Raw genomic sequence first — 17705 nt, 5'->3', positions numbered from 1 at the left:
CGCGGGGAGGCGATCTCGTGCCGGCGCCCTCCGGCAGGGATTGCCGACCGGGCGTCAGCGGACGCGACGGGGCTACACGCGACGGCCGACCAATCCCTGACCACGGCAGCGGTTCCGGCGAGGAGGCGCGGCCATGGGAGTTCGCGGCCAGCCCGGTGGATCGCGGGAGTCGGCAGCCCGAAGTCGACGGCGCCAAGGACCACTGGTCATCCTCCGGGGGGCGGACGCGACATTGCCTGGCGGGACGTCAGATAGCAGCAGTGACCTTGGGAAGGGAGCGTACGAACACCTCAGGGTGCTCACAGCGCAGGTACTCCAGCCGGGCCAGGACCCTGCACCGGAAGGCCGGCCAGCCGGCCCGACCAGATCCCACTTCCGGAGTGGTTGTCACTCTTGGCCCACTGCTCCTGGGTGCGGCCGTTGTCCTCGGTGGCGCCGAAGAGCGCCTCGTACATCTCGGTCGCAGGGATCGAGGTCATCCGGCATTCCATGCAGCGCCGCGGATACCCGCCGCCCAGCCGGCCATAGGCGACCGTGGCGACATGATGGCCGTGTCCAACACCTCCTCCCCCGTTCCCCTGACGGCCCTGGAGTACATGGGATGCCGACGCCGCACCCAGGGCCACCTCGGCGCCGGGCTTCCACTCGCCTACCCGGCGCTATGCCTGCGGGCCGGCTTCTTCGCTGCCGCCTTCTTCTGCGCGCCGGTCGCCTCGCCCTTGTGCTTCCGCTGCGTTTTCCCCTGCGGAGATGCCGACGGTGCCTCGTCGCCATGGCGGTGCGCCCTCGCCTCATCCACCGTGGCCTGCAACGCAGCCATCAGGTCCACCACCCCGGCCGGAAGCACCCGGGCCCCCGGCGCGTGCGGCGGCTCAACACCGGCGAGCTTGGCCTCGACAACCTGCTCCAGCGCGTGCCGGTACTCGTCACGCTGCTCCTCGAGGCGGAAGTCCTCCGAGATGACCTGCATCAGGGAGCGGGCCATCTGCAGCTCCTGGCGGCGCAGCTCGGGCGCAACGGGGGCGATGCCCGCGGTGGGGCGGATCTCGTCCGGCCACAGCAGGGTGTGGAGCACCAGCACGTCATCTCGGACGTGGAGGACGGCCAGCGACTCACGGCTGCGCACGGCCACCCGGCAGATCGCGACCTGCCCCGACTCGACGAGAGCGTCCCGCAGCAGGACGTACGGGCGGCCGGCTGCGGCCCCGTCTGCGCCGAGGTACTGAACTTGAACTCGTGATGTCGGCCTGACCTCCGGTATCGGTCGGACTTCGGTCGACTTGCAGTTGCTGGCTCGGCTTACCAGGCGGGGCGCTGGTCCTGGCGGTCCGTTGAGAAGCCGGTGGGCACGGCTGTCTCTGTCCGCCACAGCAGGCCCGGGTCGGGCGGAAATTCATCGGTTGCCGGTGCCGGGCCATGCAGGCGCCTATGGCCCGGGAGCGGCACTTCGGCCAACACGCCGTCGCGCATCATCCACACCCCGAAGCAGTCGTCCTCCTCGTCATGGATGAGCACCTGCACACTCGCCGGATACGGCCAGGTCAGGGACTCCAGATGCCGAAGCAGCCCCGATCGAGGGCGCACTCGCTCGAAATCGATCACCCACCCATCGCCGTACATTTCGATCCGCTTGAAGCAGCCGCGCCAGGTGCGTGAGTCATCCGGCCGCGTCAGTGGCTCCATCACGTCCTCTGCGTACGGTGCCAACACGATGACCTGTGCGAATCTGCTCATGCCGAAGTATCAGCGCAGACGCTGGGCTGGCAGCAACCGAATTCCAAGGCCTGGGCGAAGGGAGGCCCACCTGGACGGCGGAAGCATCCAGGCGACCGAAGCGACCACCTCCGCGACACCGATCACGTGCCGAGGGTCAATCCGGTGCCGGCCAAGCAGCCGTCGATGACTTCCGGCCGGTACTGCAGCATCTTGAGCTTGCGCTTCACCGCGCGGGTGATCTGGCTGAGGTCGGCTGCGGCAAGGTTGCCGATGCCGCGTTTGACCAGCGACCAGACGCCCTCCTGCGGGTTGAGGTCCGGTGCGTAGGTCGGTAGCTGGAACACGGTCAGCCAGGCGGTGTTGGCCTCGAAGAACTCCCGCAGCGGTGCGACCAGGTGCATGCGCAGGTTGTCCCAGACCAGGATGATCGGGCCACCGAGCTGGATGTGGGCGCGGATGATCAGGTCGCGGCAGTCCTTCCAACCGAAGCCCTTCGGTTCGTCCTTGCGGCCGCGGTACTCGCGGATCGCGTAGATCAGCCGGGACCGCTCGCCGGGCTTGTAGCAGGTCATCCCCGCCATGGAAACACGGCCCGAGCCCCGTCCGCGCACACGGACGACCGGGGTGACGCCCTGGCGGCCCCAGGTCCTGGCACGCGGCGGCGTCATCGACTGGCCGGCCTCGTCCTCGAAGACCACCCAGGCGTTGTTCACCGCCGCGGTGCTCTTACCCGCGGCCAGACCTCCCGCCTCCACAGCTCCACCGCGTCGTCGTCGCGCTCGATCGCGCGCCGGGCGGGCTGCTGCCAGGACCAGCCGTGCCGCCGCAGCAGCCGCCACGTGCCCTCCACGGTGTACGAGACATGGAACAGGCGGCCGATCATCGTCTTCACCCGGGCCAGCGTCCACCGCTGATCGGACCACCCATGGGCCAGCGGTCCGCGCTCCAACTCCCGCTCCAGCCTGGCTATCTGCATGTCCGACAGTCGAGGCCGACCAGGCGAACCCTTCGACGCCACCCCGGCCAGGCCCTCCTCGCGCCACAGCCGCCGCCAGCGTTCCACCGACCGCTCCGAGACCCGCAACGTGGCAGCGATCTCCCGATTCTTCTCGCCGGCCTCGAAGCCAGCCACGGCCTGGAGCCGGACCCGCTCTCGCACCACTCTCTCGGCGTCCGTCAAGCCACCACCCTGCGGATATCTCACTGTTCCAGGACTACCGACCCCGACCGCACGCTGTCAGGCAAACTGCCCGACATCACCCGATCAAGTTCAGTAGTACGGCTTGTCGTAGGCCAGCGGGTCGATGTCGGTGCCGGCGACGAACGCCAGCACTTCGATGCTCTTGGCGGTGGGCAGGGGCAGGTCGGCGAGGTCGTCCTTGGTGAGCACCACGCTCCGGCCGTCGGGGGCCTCGTAGCCGCGCACGACCTCGCTGTAGGGCACCTCGACGTTCTCGATCTCGCAGTACCGCTTCTGCCGGATGCGGCCGCCGTCCTTCTCGTGGACCTGGTGCAGGGGGACGGTGTGCGGCTCCGTGGCCGCGCACACGGTCACGGGGATGGACCCGAGGCCGAACGAGATGTGGACCTTGGCGATGGTCTGCGGCACCGGTGCACCTCCCACAGGCGAGGGCGACCTGGTGTCTCCACGTGCCGGCCGCCGCCTCTATCCCATCCCGCCCCGGCGGCGGCTGCCACCTGGGGGTCTGAGCCGGCGGACATGCTGCAGCAGCACCTCGGGAAGACATTCCGCGCCTGCAGCAGTCACGCCGGCGTCACATCAAGGTCACGCCCCCGGTCGAGCATGGAAATACAAAAGTCCAGCCCGCCTCAACTCGGGAGCCGCTGATGGAAGGCAGCTCGGAGAACAAGGCGCCCGCGTCGCCCGCCACAGACCCTGTTGAATCCAGCCTCCATTCGACAGAGATACTCGTGGAACACTGGCTGGCTATCGACTCCGAGATAAACAACGAGGTCAGTGTGGAAGCTGAGAAGGGCGACCCCAGGCACGTTGTGGAGATGGCCCAGGCGATCCAGCGGGTCGGCTGGGAGGCGCTACCCGACTGGCCAAGCGGCTCCCGGCCTGACCAGCGGGTCACTATCTCGCTGAGCGAATCGCAATGGTCCCTGGTTCTGGCTGTATTGGAGCACTGGGCAAAGGTTGCGGACAGCGTGGGAAGTCCTGGACAGATCGAGGATGCCCAGCAGAACCGGGCAATCGCGAAGCAACTGCGCCGGGCCCTCGGCGCGCCGGTCACAAGCTTCGGCGGCCCTTAGCTGCTACCTCTCGACACGGTTTCCCGGTGCAGCACCGTCGTGTTCTCTCCGACGAATGAGGTTGTCATGCGCTCACAACACACCCATCGCCTGGCAGTGCTGGCGGCCATAGTGCCGGCCTTGCTGCTACCCAGCACTGCCTCCTGGGCCGCCACGTCACCAGCCCCGACAACCCACAGTCCCCCACCGGCGGCCAACTCCACGCCCACCGCAGCGACGATGCAGGGCGCCTCGCGGCTGAAACGGGTCCCGTCCGGTGTCAGAGAGACCTCCGACTGCCCGAAGGCCACGCGGTTCACTTCCTGCGACACCTACACAACGCGTCCCTGGCAGCTCTACATGGCCGGCCTTCCGGTGCCCGTGGCCTGGGTTCAGTACCGGATCACCATCGGGTGGCACACCGTGGTCAACAGCCGACGGTTCACCGGCGTTGTGCATGTCAAGGTCCTGGGTGCTCGTGGCACGCTGATTCCCGGGCTGGCCTTGACCGTCACGGCCAAGTGTGGCGGCAGCTGCACCGTCACGGGCACCGCCTCCGGCCCGCTGTGGCTGCCGGGCCAGGAATGGGGGGGCACGTTCACCTTCAACGACGCTGTCGCCGAGGACAAGAAGGACGAGATCAAGGCTGAATTTCTGGAGACGGCGAAGCATCCTGTGCTCCGAACCGGGCCGGGAGACCTATATGCCGGCAGCATCGTGCGCTGTGACGACACCATGGGAAACCAGAATGCCGGGTGCATCATCAAGCAGTACACCCCCACCATGACCTCGATGACAGAACTGCCGACGATCGCCAAAAACATTCTCCGCATCCAAGCCGCCACCGGCTTGGGGAAAGTCGGCGGCACCCCTTTGACTCGCTTGCGGAACGACTCGGCGATCGACAAGAACCGGAGGGCGGTGTGCGGCCGCTCTAACACCGGTGATCCACAGAATCCTGGCGATACCTGCGACGAATACCCCTTTGCCAGCACCTACGAGGGCGGCGTTCCCGTGCGGAACGGCGAGAACATGTGGGCATGGGTGCCCGGAGACGAGAATCAGGGGCAGAGCTGGCGGATCAATAACTTCTACACAGCGAACCGGATCTTGGACACAGACCCCTTCTGGGTGAAGGTCTGATCCTCAGAAGCTCTCCCCGGGGGCCCTCACAAGAGACGCCCTATCCCATGCCGCCGCGGCGCCGGGTGCTGTCATCCTGGGCTGCCTTGACGGCGGCCGCCACCGCACCCCACGGATCAGCGCGTCAGCGAGCAGGTTGACCTGCCGCTCCAGCTGCGCGAGTCGGGCGCCATCCTCGGAGTAGACGCCGAGGGCTTTCTCGATCGCGTCGGGCTCCAGGCCCGCCTCCCGGAAATCCGCACGCGCGGCAGAGAACCTGCGGCGGGCGGCATGCAGGGACGTCTCGACTTCTCTCTGCGCCATGTAGGCGAGGATCGCGGGCTCCAGCCGTAGGACGCCGTGGTGTCGGTAGCCGGGCGGCATCCACTGGAACAGCCAGCACACCTCCACTTCCAGATACGCCACGTCGGACGGCAGCTCCAAATAGACCGGGCGCTTCATTCGCCACGCTGTCGTGATCAGCCGGTCGATCTCCATCGCGGCGTTCTGCGGGCTGATGCTCGCTGTCGCGGCAGTGACCTGGGCGTACGCCCGCAGGAACTCCCCTCGCCCGCCATCTGCGAACGTGTGGTGCAGCAGGTTCCGCTCCAGCGCCACTGCCGGAAGCGCCCCGGCAACGCGCACCACCGGCACATGCTCGCTGTGGGCACCCGCGACCCCCTTGATAGCGCTCAACGCTCCGACCCCGTGCGTCACTACCACCCCGCCCAGGCCGCTCAGCCGCGCGTAACCGTCCGCCGCGTGGGCCCCGTTCAGCTCAGTGCACGTCCCCACCCACTCGACGACACCGCCGTCCTCGATCTGCTGCATGAACTCCAAATTGAAGTCTCCCGGGGACCCCGAATACATGGGAGACTCCCGCCTCCCGGAGGCGACGGATCAGGAAGTCACCGATGGTCATCGTCCTGCCAGCAGCCATGGCAACCAGTCCCTCGAAACCGTGATCACGCCGAAGCGAAACGCGCCCCTGATCCGTCCGCCGCGCCCAGCGCAGACCAACCCCCCGTCCGCCCGCGCTCACCCCTACAGCGGACACGACCCCCGAGGCCGGGCTGCACCCTCCCGTCCGGCCTTCCTCGGCCTTGCTGCAATGACGTCGGGGCGCTGCGTGTGGCGGCGGCTGGGCACGCCTATGTCGCGTCAGTCCTGCCCTGCAGCTGGCTGCGCAGCTCCGTGTACCGCGAGCGCATGGGAGCGCTTGCGGCAGGACCGGCGGTGAAGACGAACGCCTCACTATCGTCGAGGCGTCTTCCTGTACGGGCGTCGACCAGGACCGGCTCGACCTCCTCGCCGTTGGCCGCGTCCACCAAGATCATGGATCGCTCCTGCGGTGTCAGGTGCCGGTTTCCCCAAGCGGCAAGAGCCACGATCACCGGACGGAGGGACCGGCCCCGCTCGGTGAGCACGTACTCATAGCGGGCCGGCTTGTCCTGGTACAGCCGTCGTTCCAGCAAGTCATCGGCGACCAGCGTCTTCAGCCGTGCGGTGAGCATACTGGTGGAAATATTTAGATTCTGCTGAAACTGGTCAAAGCGCCTATAGCCGTCGAAGGCATCATGCAAGATCAACAGAGTCCACCACTCGCCGACGTGCTGCACCGTCGTCGACAGCGGACACTCCCGGTCCTCCAGTCGCATGCGACTCGACATGGCACCTCCCGAAGCTACTGCTAAAGTAGAAGTCACTAACTTCTATTCTAGCAGTAAGCGGGCCGCATCCCGTGATGCCGACCCTGCCCACCCGTAGGAAGAGCTCATGACTCAGAACCCGACGTCGATCGATCCGGCCGACCTGCCCGAGGCGGTTACCCGCTACCTGTCGGGCCGCGCCGCCAAAGACCCCTCCGCTGCCGCGGCGGCCTTCGCGCCGCACGCGACCGTGACGGACGACGGGCACACCTACAAGGGAGCCGAGGCCATCACTGGATGGCTCGGGCAGACCGACAGCGAGTACACGTACACGACCACGCTCACCGGCACCGAGCGTGACGCAGCCGACCGATACACCATCCACCAGCGTCTCGAAGGGAACTTCCCCGGCGGAACGGTCGACCTGCGCTACCGCTTCACCCTGGCCCATGGACTGATCCGCGAACTGAGCATCGCCCCCTGACCAAGCCCCCGCCACCCCTTGCTCACCCAACTCTGACTGGAGCGCCACCAACATGAGGACCTGGTTCATCACCGGCGGCACCCCCGGCGGATTCGGCATGGCCTATGCCGACGCCGCCCTGGAACAGGGAGACAACGTCGTCCTCACCGGCCGCCGACCTCACCTGCTCGATGAGTGGGCCGCCCGCCACGGCGACAGGGTGCTTGTCCACCCCCTGGACGTCACCGACGCTCAGCAGGTCCAGGAGGCCGTCGCGGCCGCCGAAGAGCATTTCGGCGGTATCGACGTCCTGGTCAACAACGCCGGCCGGGGTTGGTACGGCTCCGTCGAGGGCACGCCCGACAGCGACGTCAGGACTTCTTTCGAGCTGAACTTCTTCTCCGTCACGCAGATGCTCCGCGCGGCCCTGCCGGGCATGCGAGAGCGTGGCAACGGATGGGTCATCAACATGTCCTCCGTCGCCGGCCTGCGCAGCGTGCCGGGCTTCGGCTACTACAGCGCCGCCAAGTACGCCATCGAAGGGCTCACCGACGCGCTGCGCCACGAAGTTGCCCCGTTCGGCATCAAGGTCCTGGCCGTGGAGCCGGGTGCCTTCCGAACGCACGCCTACGCCTCGTTCGCCGACGACGCCGTGAACGAGACGGTCGACGCCTACCGGCCCCTGATCCAGTCCGTCCGCTCCACCATGATCGAACAGAATGATCAGCAGCCCGGGGACCCTCACCGCGGAGTCCGCGCCGTCCTGGACGCGATGAACAGCGCCACCCCGCCCCACCGTATCGTCTTGGGCGCCGACGGCTACGAGGCCGTCAAGGGGCAGCTTGCAGACATGACAGCAGAACTGCAGGCCCTCGAAGCGGCCTCGCGCAGCGCAGACTTTCCCCAGGGCTCCTGAGAGGGTCGAAAGCCGCCGCAGTCGATCATGGCGCGTGAGCCCCGCTGCCGGGAGGGCCACTGTCCCGACGGCGGGGCTCCGGAGCCCAATGCCGTTGAGATAAGGCTGAGTTGGGAGTTGGTACCCTCCGTAGATGTCGCAGGGGCGGAGAGCGGCGTCGGCCGCCTGACGGATCTGGTGTCTCTGGGGGCGCTCACCTCGCTGATCCCGAGGGACGTGCTGGACGAGGCGATCAAGGCGGACGGCTGCCGGGAAGAGCGGGTTCGCAAGCTCCCAGCACACCTGGTCGTCCACCTGCTGGTGGCGCTGTGCCTGTTCCCCGACGACGACTACGAGGAAGTCGCGGAGCAGCTGACCGGGCTGCTCGTCATGGTGCCGGGCTCGTCGTGGCAGTCGCCCTCACGCGGCGCGATCACGCAGGCGAGGAAGCGGCTCGGCCCGGAGGTGCTGCGCGAGGTCTTCACGTAGCTGGCCCGGCCCGCGGCGACTGCCGCCACCCCGGGCGCCTGGCTGGGACGGTGGCGGCTCATGGCCATCGACGGGTTCGTCCTGGACCTGCCCGACACCGAGGCGAATGTCGCCGAGTTCGGCCGTGACCACGGCGGCGACGCGACCGTCCACCCGCAGGCTCGCATCGTCGCGATCGGCGAGTGCGCCACCCACTCTCCTGTCGCCGCCGGCGTGGCCGGCTGCTGGGCTGGCGAGCAGACCCTGGCCTACTCGCTGTACGAGCACTTGTCACCGGACATGTTGCTGACCGCCGACCGCGGCTTCTACAGCTTCTACGCCTGGGAGCAGGCCCGCAGCAGGTGCCTGCTTCGGGGCACGGCTATCGCTGGAGGATCTCCACCATGCGGGGGCCCTTCGCGTTCGCTCCCTGCCGGATGTAGTCGGTCAGGTCGTCCAGGGATTCGGCTCGGTGCGTCTCCACACCGTAGCCCCGGGCGATGTCCAGCACGTTGAGCCCGGAGATGTCGAGGTACTCGCCCTTGGGGACGTGCAGCAGTTCGGAGAACTCCTCCAGCGCCCGGTACTTGGTGTTGGTGCAGACAACGTACGTGACGGCCACCTGGTGGCGGGCTGCTGTCCACAGCGCGGCAGGGGTGTACTGCATGGCGCCGTCGCCGATCAGCGCGACCACGGGACGCTCCGGGCACCCCAGCTTCAGCCCGATGGCCGCAGGCAGGCCCCACCCCAAGCCTCCGGCGGCGCAGTAGAACAGCGACTTGGCCCGGGTGATGGTGAGGCGATCGCGCAGTTCGTCAGAGGAGGTCCATTCCAGGGCGATGACGGTGTCGTCCGTTTTCCCGCGGTTGATCGCGTCGAGGATGGCCTCAGCCGTGAAGTGCGGTCCGCTGGTGTCGGCTTCCGGCAGCGCGCGGGCCGGCGGCCACGCGCGGTCGCTCTCGGCAACCGCCGCGGCCACCCGCACGAGCGCATCCGACGGGTCACCGATCGCGATGCGCCCGAACGGGGCACGGGCCGCCTCGTCGGGGTCGTCGGTGACCGCGTGCACGCTCACCCCGGGCCGCATGAAAGCGTCGTCGCTCGGTGCGTGGTAGCGGAAGACGGGCGCTCCGAAGCAGACCACCGTGTCGTACTGCCCCAGGATCTCCGCGACCGCGCCCGCAGCTGAGGGAAGTTGCCCCTGATAGCAGCGGTGCCGGGTCGGGAACGGCGAGCGCGGCGGGCTGGGAGCGATCCAGACGGGCAGCCGGGCGCGCTCGGCCAGCGCGACCGCCGCAGCGTACCCTTCCTCTGTGTCGGCGCCGGGGCCCAGCACGAGAGCCGGCGCCGATGCGCCGTTCAGCGCCTCGACCAGGGTGTCCAGCGCTTTCTGTGACAGGACCGGGTCGCCGATGACCTCCCGCTCGGCGAGCAGCTCGAGAGCGCCGTCCTCGGCCGGCTGCGTCCAGTCGTCCAGGGGAACGGACAGGTAGACCACGCCACGGGGTGCTGAGTCAGCGAGCATCAGCCCCTTGGACACCAGCGCCGGGCCGTCCTGCGGCCGCAGCGGCTCGCCCGACCACTTCACCAACGGGTCGCCGAGCTTGACCGGGTCCACGTTGGTGAGCATCGCCCCGACCGGCACATACCGGCGCGCCTGCTGCCCGGCCATGATGACCATCGGGGTGTGGCAATCCGCGGTGTTGGTCATACAACCCATCGAGTTGCCGGTGCCCGAGGCCGCATGCAGGTTCAGGAAGCCGATCGTGCCGGAGGCCTGCGCGTACCCGTCCGCGATCGCGATCGCGGCGCCCTCCTGGAGAACGAGGTAGTACGGAATGTCGTCCGGGAGCCCCGTCAGGAACGACAGCTCGTTGGAGCCCGGGTTCCCGAAGACAGCCGTCACCCCGTGACGGCGAAGCACCCGATAGAAGGCATCACTGACAGTGACCACGGCAATCGATCCTCACACATAGTGGTTATATCGCTACGACCCTGCCCTGACAATCTGCACTATTGAGGAACGATCCAGACATTGCCTCTTTGTGGGGGGCGTGTCCGCCGTCCCGGTGCCCCAGCAGGCCCACGCGTGCCTCACGTCACCGGCCCGGCCGTCTACCGCGTCCCTGAGGGAGATCGTTCACGATTGCCCGGTCAACGACTCCAGAAGAGGCCACCCATCGAGCTCAACCACCCCCCTCATCGGGCTTCCAGCCACCGGCCAAAGCCGCGTCGAGAAGGGTACGGACGGCCCCGGGCTCGTGCAGGTTCAAAGAGTTGCCCCGGACGTAACCGGCGTCGCCGGAACCGAAGGGCACGCCCCCGGGACGTATCTGCCCGGGCCTGAGTCGAAGACGATGCGCAGTTGCGCGCCAGTGCCGGCTGGCTGCGGGTACAGAGTCAGGGTCTGACGACAGGACCGTCCGTGATCCAGAACGCGGTGGCTGTGGCGAAGCGACCACAGGTACCCGCGCGTGTCTGCTCGCTTGCAGCTTGCGGCAGCCAGCGTCCGGGGAGGACGGGAGTCACACGTCCCGAGGGTGGACCGGTTCATCACCCCGAGACGTGTGTCGGGACAGACCTGTTCTACTGCGATGATGCGGTGCACTCCGGGGCTGCTCGCCTTGATTGCCGCGCGTGGGCTATGGCGGGGCCGAGATCGCAGGGTGTCAGCAGGCGTCGTATCGCCAGATGCCGTTCTCGCGTACCCACGGCTGCCCGGCCTGGTCGAGCGCGGGCACGCTGTAGTTGTAGGAGACGCGGGCGAGATCGTCGGAGCGCTGGTTGACGGTCACCGACTTGATGTCCTGGTGGCCGTAGGTCTTCACTGCGGCGTCGAGCTGCGCCTTGTAGACCTGCTGATCAATCTTGGCCGAGCACCGCGTGGACAGCATCCTGTACGCCGCCGCGGCGTCGGGCTTGAAGTACGCGTCGGAGTAGGCGCGTACAGCGTCCTCAAGGGCTCCTTTGCCGGCGTCGTCGTTGGCGGCCAGGGCTGCTGCCGTGGGGCTGGTCGGGGCGGGCAGGCTTGGCGGCACTGCTGCAGGCGGTGAGCGCGAGTGCGGCGGCGAGTGCGGCGATGGCGGCGGGTGTGCGCATCCGAGCAGCATCCCGCCTCAGCGACGGCGCCGTGGTGGTTGTGACGGTGCTGTGATCGCGATGTGCCCCAGGGTCTCGTCAACCTCGGGGGCTCCGCACCACCGGTCCACCACCTCGGGCGATATGCGCGCAGCCCCCGGTGTGGCACCGGGGGCTGCGGCGTCCGGGCACGCCAGGCACGCGGCACGGGTGGGACTACCGTCAACTACAGACGTAGTGATGCGGTGCCGGGTTTGTCGCAGGCCAGGGCTGCGATGGAGATGCGGCACTGGGGAGCGTCCGCGCACCGTGACGATCGGTGTGGTCCCGCGGCGGGACCATGTGCCGGCGGTCGGCGGCGTCATCGAGAATCCGGCCTCGTCCTTGAAGACGAGGTAGGCGTCGAGCGTCGCCGCGGTGCTTCCGTGGACGGTCAGGTCTCCTTCACCCAGCCCGCCACCGCGGCATCGTCGCGTTCCAGCGCGCGGCGGTCGGGGACCTGCCGGCTCCAACCGCGCCGGCAAAGCATCTGCGCGATGCCCGACAGGGTGAAGCTCTTGTGGAACCGGCGTCCGATGAGCGTCTTGATCCGGGACAGCGTCCAGGTCTGGTCCGGCCAGCCGTGCGCCACCGGGCCCTTGTCCGCCTCCTGACCCAGGGAGAACTCCCACACCCGGACCCAGGCCCGATGATGACGTCACCGCCGATGATCGCGGTGGGATGGATCCTGGCACTGCGGTGGATGCGATCGGTGAGGCCGACCAGGGCCTGGCGGTGCCGGTCATCCCAGCAGGCGAGGAAGTGCGCCAGGTCAGCCTTCTCCAGGCCCTCGTAGGGGGTGCCGTCCAGCAGGCCGTCAGCGGGCCCGGTGATGTAGTCGCCGAGGCGAGGGGTCGGCATCGCGTGACCTCCGTTGGTCAGTAGCGGGTTCACCGGGCGGTTACCATCGCGGCAACCGGCCCAGAGGAACGGAGCGTTCGTGGGACACCTGCGCGTTGGCGTCGCCATCCTGACGATGGGCAACCGGCCAGCCGAGCTGTCCTCCGGCGTGGTCGGCTGTGCCGTTGGCACCATCGACGACCACGCCCCGAGCCCGCGCAACCGCAGCGGGCAACGCGGAGAGATCGCCAACGTCTTCACGTCACCGGACTTCCGCAACCGCGGACTCGCCCGCGCCTGCATGAGCGCACTGCTGACCTGGTTCACCGACGAGACGGCCGCCACGACCGTACGCCTGGCCTCCACCTCCGACGGCGAGGCGCTCTATCGCAGCATCGGCTTCGCCGAGCCCCGCGACCTTATCCTCCAGGTACGCGTCACGCGATAGCTGCCACGTGCGGGCGCCTCCGCCCGGACGGTGATGCCGAGGAGGACGGCAATAACATGGCATCTGCCGTGGGCCCCCCTCGGAGCGGTGACGGCGGCGATCCACAGGCCGGCGCCGTCGACGGTGAGGACGTCACAGTCCAGGCGGGCATGAACCGTGGACCCGACCTCTCGGTTCCGTGGCCGGTCGTCCGCATGCGCAGTTGTGACGGCGGTGCTGCCCTCGCGCATGCGCCTTTCGATCCGAGCGGTGTGGGAATCGACTCAAAGACGCCGACGGGATTGCACTTTGGTGACATATCGTCAGATCGGTGCGTTGTTGGGCAGTTGCCGTTGCCGAGGCCTTCGTAAGGTACCGGGCGAGGTAGTTGTGCCAGATGTGCCTCACGGGAGACTGCGTCGCCGCCAGGAGCGGTGCGATTGCGCCGGCGTGGTCATCCGCCGGTGGTGCCGTCCCAGCCGGTGGTGGCCAGCTGCCGCGCGCACGACCCGCAGCCCCTGCGCGTACTCCTGGCGGGGGGCTGGCGGTGGCGAAGAAGCCGGTGTTGCAGAAGACCTCGTCAACGCCGCGGAAGGCCTCCTTGCAGGACTGTTGCTCAGCCGCGCACGGTCCCAGCAGCCCCAGCCCGGATTCACGCTGCGTCAGGCTGCTTGCCCTGCCTGCCCTCGCAGGGCCCGTACGGCTGGCGAGCCGGGGTCGGCCGTCATCAGGACGACCTCCTGGTCGTCCTCGGGCACGAGCAGGACGTCGCAGTTCAACCGCAGCGCACCAGCCTCCGGATGGTCGAGCGTCTTGGTGCGGTGCCCGGGAGCGTACACCGGACGCATCTGGAGGCGTAGGGCAGTCCGGTTTCTTCGCGTACAGGAAGGGCATCCATGTCAGCGCGGGCCATGACGACCGGGCCGTCCCCGTTGGCCAGGACCCGTCTTCTGGCTGGCCAGGAGCAAGGGGTGGGGCGGCGGGCCGATGCGCGAGTTCTTGTGAGCATTTGTGGCGCTGGCGGCTTGCGCTTCACCGAAAGGGACGAATTCCTCACCCTTGCGGGTGAACGGGCTGGGCTGATGCCACCTTCGAAGGGTTAAGTGGAACCTGATCTTCGGGAGTGTCATGTGATCAGCAACGGCCGTGTCCGTGGCGGCATCGCGGGCCTCACGCTGCGCGCGTGCGTGGCAGTCGCGATGCTGGCGCTGCTGCACGCCGTGCTGACACCCGGGTCCCGGCATATGCCCCTTCCTGACACCGCCCACTGCACCAACCGTGTCGAGCAGGCGCTGACGCCGACGTCAGCGCCTGCTCGCGGCTGCGGCGCGGCCGTGGTGGCCCAGCCCGGGGAGGGCACCTGTGGTCATGGCGCCGGAGGCAGCGCGTGTGAGAGTCCGCGCGCGGCCCGTCATCTGCGCCCCGTTGGTGCGGTGACGGACGACACTGCCGCCGTAGCCACAATTGGGACGACAACCGGACCCGACGGTGGGTCGGCTGTCCTCGCGGGCGCGGCTTGCACGAAGGAACCCGGCGGTTTTCCGGTGAGGACTGTGGTCCTGCGCTGCTGAGCGTCCCCGTGCTGCCCTTGCGCCCCGCGCTGTTCTGGCGCTGTGGCCTGGGTGACAGTGCGTCCCTCACACGCCCTGGATCAGCTTCGCAGGAGATATCGCCATGCCCCTGGACCTCTACTCAGCTATGGCCGCGTTGGTGCGCGCCGAAGCCGCCCGCTCTCGACCTGAGCCTCTCCCGTGCCCGACGGCGAAGGCAGTGCAGGGCTCGGCTGTCGTCCAACCCCCGCTCGCACCGAGGAGCACGGACCGGCGCCGCACCATCTCGGTGATGCGGCGCGCGGTGGCCGCCATTTTCAGCCGCTGACCGTGCGAGGTGGGGGCCGGTCCGTGCAGGACGGGTCCCCCACCGGCTTGTCGCAGGTGATGGGCTCAGCCGTGGCGGCGTCGGATCAGCCAGCCGGCGACAGCAACAGCCAGGGCGGCTCGCAGGTTGATGAGCACCGCGACTCCCGACGAGCCGCCGCTGTTCTGCCTGCCTGCTACTGCCTGAGGAGCAGCAGACGATGCGGCGGCAGAAGGGGGTGAGGCCCAGGCGGCGCCGCCGGGAGAGGTACGGGGGGCGGGCGCGCCGCCTGCGGTAGTGGCCTTGAGTTTCAGCACCGGCGCGGGGCATTCCGGTTCGCTCTGCCCGTCCGGGAGCTGGATCCAGCGGGAGACCGTGCCATGGCTGTGGGTCTCCAACGTCGTGAAGACCAGTTCGGCGGCGTCGGGCAGTTGCGCGACGGTGATGCTGTGCTCGGCGTTGGTGCCCGTGCCAAGCTTCGGGCCGCCCACGATGAAGCCGTCCGCGCTGCGTCATCTCCGAGCCCGCTGGAGCGTTGTCCAGCCGGACCGCGCCCGGCTGGATGCCGTCGGGGTGCGTCATCCGGATCGTGGTGAAGCGAGCCGTTATGCGGCGCGCCGTCCGGGACCGCCGGCGTGCTCCTCCCCGCACCGGCTGCACACAATGATCGGACCACGGTCCGAAACTTTCGCAATGGCGACTCCCTCCAAAGCCACACCCCTTCACCCGACACATCCCACATCGGCGAGATTAAGCAGGCGGACGCCCAGAAGAAGCCTGCTACCAGGCAAAACTTTTGCCCATAGGATTCCACGTCGACAGAATGTTTTCGCAACAACTGCCGAAAGTGTTGACAGCCCGACAGCTCCGGTCCAACATCATCGCCGTCGGCAGGCCACACCACTGCCGGCCCAAGCCGCCCATCGCGGTTCGGCCTTGATGTTCTCCGGCCTCCGGCGTACGGCGCCTGGCCACCCCTGCCGCGTCGCACGACACCCGCACGCCGGCCGCCACCGCGGCCGACGGCGCTGCGCCGGGTCGCGCCATGCAGCTGCCCTCCCGTCAGCTTTCCCGAGAAGGAACGCAGATACGTGAACTTCACTCGCTCCAAGCGTCCTAGTGGTGGCCGTCTCTGGCGGACCGTCAGCAAGGCACGCATCCTGGTGCTCGCCCTCGCAGCCGTCGTCGCCGTGCCCAGCACCGCCAACGCCTCCACCGTCGTCACCTCGAACACCACCAACACCGACGGCGGGTACTTCTACTCGTTCTGGAGCCAGGACAGCGGCCAGGCCTCCATGACGCTCGATGGAAGCAACGGCTACAGCACCACCTGGACCAACGTCACCAACTTCGTGGCCGGCAAGGGCTGGAACCCGGGCACGACCGCGCCCGTGACCTACTCGGGCACATGGAACTGCAACGGCAACTGCTACCTGTCGCTGTACGGCTGGACCACGAACCCGCTCATCGAGTACTACATCGTCGACAACTACGGCAACTACAACCCGAGTTCCGGCGCCACCAAGCTGGGCTCAGTCGTCAGCGACGGCAGCACCTACGACCTGTACCAGACGGACCGCGTCAACCAGCCGTCCATCCAGGGCACCGCGACGTTCAAGCAGTTCTGGGCGATCCGCCAGTCGAAGCGCACCGGCGGCACCATCACCGTGGACAACTTCTTCAAGGCTTGGGCAACCGCGGGCCTGAACCTCGGCACCCCGAACTACGAGATCCTGGCCACCGAGGGCTACGGGAGCAGCGGCAACTCCAACATCAAGGTGAGCCAGGGCTCCTCCACCGGCGGCACCACCGGCGGCAGCACCAGTGACACCACCGCTCCGTCGGTCCCGAGCGGTCTGAGGGTCACCGGCACCACCAGCAGCTCCGCGTCGCTGTCCTGGACCGCCTCCACGGACAACACCGCTGTCACCGGCTACAACGTGTACCGCAACGGCACCAAGGTCGGCACGACCTCGGGCACCAGCTACACCGACAGCGGCCTGTCCGCCTCCACGGCGTACAGCTACACGGTCTCGGCCTACGACGCGGCCGGCAACACCTCCGCCGCCTCCACCGCCGTCAACGCCACCACCGCCGCGAGCAGCGGTGGCAGCACCGGCGGCGGTGGCACCAGCAGCGGCTGCTCGGCGACCTACGCCAACAGCCAGGACTGGGGCTCCGGGTTCACCGGCACAGTGACCGTCAAGAACAACGGGACCGCCGCCACCAAGGGCTGGAAGGTCGCCTGGACCTTCCCCGGCAACCAGACCATCACCAGCCTGTGGAACGGCACCTACACCCAGTCCGGCACGGGCGTCACGGTGAACAACACGACCTCCAACGGCGCCATCACCGCGGGTGGCAGCACCACCTTCGGCTTCAACGCCAACTACAGCGGCAGCAACACCGCTCCGACGCTACCTGCACCGCGAGCTGATCTGATCTCCGATCGGACCGCCACCGGCGCCGGGTCGCCCGTCTCGCCCCTCACGGGGCGGGCGGGCGGCCCGGCGCCGCGGTCCGTCTCCACGGGGTCGGGTCGCCTCCGCAGAGGGCACACACGCAGCGGCTTCCGCGACGGGGTGGCATCCGCCGGCGACGCCTACGCGCGGGAACGGCGTCTGCTGACAGCAACGAACCCCGATGTCAGTGCCGAGCGGATCGGCAACGGCCTGGCTGCGGCCGTCTCAGTGAAACTGGACCATCCCGAGAAGCGCCATGGGAACACGGTGCTCCTCGGCGGATCACTGCCCGACGACCTGGTCCGCGAGTTGATCGAGGACTCCTACGATCTGGTCGTCGCCAAGCTTCCGCGTACCCGGCAACTCCTGCTGGACTGGCCCGGGCTGCGCAGAGTCGACGAGCGCTGAGGCGGTCCGACCAGCCCAGGTACCG

At 68.3% G+C, this 17705-nt stretch carries 18 protein-coding genes and 2 pseudogenes; 7 read left to right on the top strand and 13 right to left on the bottom strand.

All coding sequences use genetic code 11. The features are described from left to right. Positions 1 to 299 precede the first annotated feature (299 nt). The 6 genes from AB0761_RS37335 to AB0761_RS37310 all read right to left on the bottom strand — a co-directional run bounded on the left by AB0761_RS37335 (position 300) and on the right by AB0761_RS37310 (position 3325). Positions 300 to 479: a hypothetical protein gene (locus AB0761_RS37335; protein WP_377273717.1), complete on the bottom strand. Its 180-nt coding sequence runs from the start codon at positions 477 to 479 to the stop codon at positions 300 to 302. Between the two features lie 170 nt (positions 480 to 649). Next, positions 650 to 1369 carry a Ku protein gene (locus AB0761_RS37330; RefSeq protein ID WP_377273716.1) on the bottom strand — a complete coding sequence of 240 codons (720 nt, stop codon included), beginning with the start codon at positions 1367 to 1369 and terminating at the stop codon, positions 650 to 652. Further along, positions 1300 to 1734: a hypothetical protein gene (locus AB0761_RS37325; RefSeq protein ID WP_377273715.1), complete on the bottom strand. Its 435-nt coding sequence runs from the start codon at positions 1732 to 1734 to the stop codon at positions 1300 to 1302. The genes AB0761_RS37330 and AB0761_RS37325 overlap by 70 nt, the downstream gene beginning before the upstream one ends. A gap of 122 nt (positions 1735 to 1856) precedes the next feature. Beyond that, a complete protein-coding gene (locus AB0761_RS37320) occupies positions 1857 to 2471 on the bottom strand; it encodes a transposase (RefSeq protein ID WP_377273714.1) in 615 nt (204 codons plus the stop codon). After that, positions 2426 to 2920 carry a winged helix-turn-helix domain-containing protein gene (locus tag AB0761_RS37315; RefSeq protein ID WP_377273713.1) on the bottom strand — a complete coding sequence of 165 codons (495 nt, stop codon included), beginning with the start codon at positions 2918 to 2920 and terminating at the stop codon, positions 2426 to 2428. The genes AB0761_RS37320 and AB0761_RS37315 overlap by 46 nt, the downstream gene beginning before the upstream one ends. A gap of 66 nt (positions 2921 to 2986) precedes the next feature. Further along, positions 2987 to 3325 carry a Ku protein gene (locus tag AB0761_RS37310; RefSeq protein ID WP_377273712.1) on the bottom strand — a complete coding sequence of 113 codons (339 nt, stop codon included), beginning with the start codon at positions 3323 to 3325 and terminating at the stop codon, positions 2987 to 2989. Between the two features lie 239 nt (positions 3326 to 3564). On the opposite strand from AB0761_RS37310, the gene AB0761_RS37305 reads away from it, so the two are divergent. Together AB0761_RS37305 and AB0761_RS37300 are read left to right on the top strand one after the other, a co-directional pair. Beyond that, positions 3565 to 3993: a hypothetical protein gene (locus AB0761_RS37305; protein ID WP_377273711.1), complete on the top strand. Its 429-nt coding sequence runs from the start codon at positions 3565 to 3567 to the stop codon at positions 3991 to 3993. A gap of 219 nt (positions 3994 to 4212) precedes the next feature. Continuing rightward, positions 4213 to 5115, top strand: a complete 903-nt coding sequence (locus tag AB0761_RS37300) for a NucA/NucB deoxyribonuclease domain-containing protein (protein WP_377273710.1) — start codon at positions 4213 to 4215, stop codon at positions 5113 to 5115. Positions 5116 to 5118: 3 nt separating this feature from the next. Here the strand turns inward: AB0761_RS37300 and AB0761_RS37295 are convergent, their stop codons facing one another. Next, the gene (locus AB0761_RS37295) at positions 5119 to 5964 is read right to left on the bottom strand and encodes a thiamine pyrophosphate-binding protein (protein ID WP_377273709.1); all 846 of its coding nucleotides are present in this window, start codon (positions 5962 to 5964) and stop codon (positions 5119 to 5121) included. Between the two features lie 281 nt (positions 5965 to 6245). Further along, a complete protein-coding gene (locus AB0761_RS37290) occupies positions 6246 to 6764 on the bottom strand; it encodes a winged helix-turn-helix transcriptional regulator (RefSeq protein WP_377273708.1) in 519 nt (172 codons plus the stop codon). A gap of 106 nt (positions 6765 to 6870) precedes the next feature. Between AB0761_RS37290 and AB0761_RS37285 the strand changes: the two genes are divergently transcribed. The 3 genes from AB0761_RS37285 (at position 6871) to AB0761_RS37275 (ending at position 8590) form a co-directional block, all read left to right on the top strand. Then, on the top strand, positions 6871 to 7227 hold the full coding sequence (locus AB0761_RS37285) for a nuclear transport factor 2 family protein (RefSeq protein ID WP_377273707.1): 357 nt from the start codon (positions 6871 to 6873) through the stop codon (positions 7225 to 7227). Positions 7228 to 7279: 52 nt separating this feature from the next. Next, on the top strand, positions 7280 to 8122 hold the full coding sequence (locus AB0761_RS37280; protein ID WP_377273706.1) for an SDR family NAD(P)-dependent oxidoreductase: 843 nt from the start codon (positions 7280 to 7282) through the stop codon (positions 8120 to 8122). Positions 8123 to 8299: 177 nt separating this feature from the next. Continuing rightward, the gene (locus AB0761_RS37275) at positions 8300 to 8590 is read left to right on the top strand and encodes a transposase domain-containing protein (protein ID WP_377273705.1); all 291 of its coding nucleotides are present in this window, start codon (positions 8300 to 8302) and stop codon (positions 8588 to 8590) included. Positions 8591 to 8951: 361 nt separating this feature from the next. Here the strand turns inward: AB0761_RS37275 and mdlC are convergent, their stop codons facing one another. The 3 genes and pseudogenes from mdlC to AB0761_RS37260 form a co-directional block, all read right to left on the bottom strand. Beyond that, on the bottom strand, positions 8952 to 10523 hold the full coding sequence (gene mdlC / locus AB0761_RS37270; protein WP_377273704.1) for a benzoylformate decarboxylase: 1572 nt from the start codon (positions 10521 to 10523) through the stop codon (positions 8952 to 8954). A 715-nt stretch (positions 10524 to 11238) separates the two neighbouring features. Next, positions 11239 to 11607 carry a hypothetical protein gene (locus AB0761_RS37265; RefSeq protein ID WP_377273703.1) on the bottom strand — a complete coding sequence of 123 codons (369 nt, stop codon included), beginning with the start codon at positions 11605 to 11607 and terminating at the stop codon, positions 11239 to 11241. 401 nt (positions 11608 to 12008) lie between these two features. Beyond that, positions 12009 to 12305 (bottom strand): annotated as a pseudogene (locus AB0761_RS37260) (winged helix-turn-helix domain-containing protein); the annotation flags it as partial. A gap of 357 nt (positions 12306 to 12662) precedes the next feature. Here AB0761_RS37260 and AB0761_RS37255 point away from each other — a divergent pair. Beyond that, complete coding sequence (locus AB0761_RS37255; protein WP_377273702.1) at positions 12663 to 12974, top strand: GNAT family N-acetyltransferase; 312 nt, start codon at positions 12663 to 12665, stop codon at positions 12972 to 12974. Between the two features lie 641 nt (positions 12975 to 13615). Here AB0761_RS37255 and AB0761_RS37250 read toward each other — a convergent pair. Next, a pseudogene (locus AB0761_RS37250) lies at positions 13616 to 13804 on the bottom strand (transcriptional regulator); the annotation flags it as partial. 1092 nt (positions 13805 to 14896) lie between these two features. Beyond that, positions 14897 to 15301, bottom strand: a complete 405-nt coding sequence (locus tag AB0761_RS37245; protein WP_377273701.1) for a DUF1775 domain-containing protein — start codon at positions 15299 to 15301, stop codon at positions 14897 to 14899. A gap of 600 nt (positions 15302 to 15901) precedes the next feature. On the opposite strand from AB0761_RS37245, the gene AB0761_RS37240 reads away from it, so the two are divergent. Then, on the top strand, positions 15902 to 17680 hold the full coding sequence (locus AB0761_RS37240) for a glycoside hydrolase family 11 protein (protein ID WP_377273700.1): 1779 nt from the start codon (positions 15902 to 15904) through the stop codon (positions 17678 to 17680). Positions 17681 to 17705 lie beyond the last annotated feature (25 nt).

The organism is Peterkaempfera podocarpi (assembly GCF_042466665.1).
GTDB classification, from domain to species: Bacteria; Actinomycetota; Actinomycetes; order Streptomycetales; family Streptomycetaceae; genus Peterkaempfera; species Peterkaempfera podocarpi.
Note: the sequence above shows the minus strand (reverse complement) of the source record. Positions and strands in the feature narration are given on the sequence as shown.

Coding starts and splice junctions, on each gene's coding strand:
- AB0761_RS37255 (WP_377273702.1), top strand. CDS start 12,663: ATGGGCAACCGGCCAGCCGAGCTGTCCTCCGGCGTGGTCGGCTGTGCC.
- AB0761_RS37290 (WP_377273708.1), bottom strand. CDS start 6,764: ATGTCGAGTCGCATGCGACTGGAGGACCGGGAGTGTCCGCTGTCGACG.
- AB0761_RS37300 (WP_377273710.1), top strand. CDS start 4,213: ATGCAGGGCGCCTCGCGGCTGAAACGGGTCCCGTCCGGTGTCAGAGAG.
- AB0761_RS37280 (WP_377273706.1), top strand. CDS start 7,280: ATGAGGACCTGGTTCATCACCGGCGGCACCCCCGGCGGATTCGGCATG.
- AB0761_RS37335 (WP_377273717.1), bottom strand. CDS start 479: ATGACCTCGATCCCTGCGACCGAGATGTACGAGGCGCTCTTCGGCGCC.
- AB0761_RS37305 (WP_377273711.1), top strand. CDS start 3,565: ATGGAAGGCAGCTCGGAGAACAAGGCGCCCGCGTCGCCCGCCACAGAC.
- AB0761_RS37325 (WP_377273715.1), bottom strand. CDS start 1,734: ATGAGCAGATTCGCACAGGTCATCGTGTTGGCACCGTACGCAGAGGAC.
- AB0761_RS37295 (WP_377273709.1), bottom strand. CDS start 5,964: ATGTATTCGGGGTCCCCGGGAGACTTCAATTTGGAGTTCATGCAGCAG.
- AB0761_RS37285 (WP_377273707.1), top strand. CDS start 6,871: ATGACTCAGAACCCGACGTCGATCGATCCGGCCGACCTGCCCGAGGCG.